We start from the raw sequence: 614 nt of genomic DNA, 5'->3' as shown, positions 1-614 counted from the left end.
CAGTGTACGCGGGGCCGGGCGGGGGCGACGGGGTCGGGCGGGAGCTACGGAGTCGGTGTCAGCTCGTCGGCGGTCGGCTGGCCGAGGCCCGAGACCGCGATCGAGGACAGCAGAGATCCGGCCCAGTCGCTCGGGGTCTCCTGCACCGTGTCGCTCGCGGGCTGCTGCGCCTGCTGGGCGAGCGTCACGTCGTCGAGCACGAGGTAGCTCACCTCGCCGGGCATCACGAAGTACAGCCGCTCGCGGGCCTGCGCGCGGATGAACGCCGGGTCGGACCAGCGGGTGCGCTGCTCGTCGAGGTTCTGCGCCTGGGTCTTGGCCGCGTCGACCGAGCGCTGCAGCTCGGCGATCTCGGCGCGCTGCTCGACGAAGTTCTTGATGCTCGGAGCGAGCACGACCACCGCGAGGATCATGATCCCCATCACCAGCAGCGTGAAGCCCGAGCCGCGGACGCCGGCGATCCACGCGGACGAGGGCGGGGCGGGCGGCTGCTTCGGGCGGGGGGTGCGCGGGGCGGACGCGGCACGGGGCGCGGAGGGCGTGCGGGCGCCGGAGGCTCCTCGCTTCTTCCCGGCGGACGACGTGTCGGCGGCCGGTCGCGCGGGCCGCTCGGG

At 74.8% G+C, this 614-nt stretch carries 1 protein-coding gene; it reads right to left on the bottom strand.

The window, feature by feature from the left end; genetic code table 11:
• Positions 1-44: 44 nt before the first annotated feature.
• A partial coding sequence (locus tag C5C57_RS17520) for a septum formation initiator family protein (RefSeq protein ID WP_104297941.1) occupies positions 45-614 on the bottom strand: 570 nt, incomplete at its 5' end.

This window comes from Rathayibacter sp. AY1C5 (assembly GCF_002931705.1).
Taxonomy (GTDB): Bacteria; Actinomycetota; Actinomycetes; order Actinomycetales; family Microbacteriaceae; genus Rathayibacter.
Note: the sequence above shows the minus strand (reverse complement) of the source record. Positions and strands in the feature narration are given on the sequence as shown.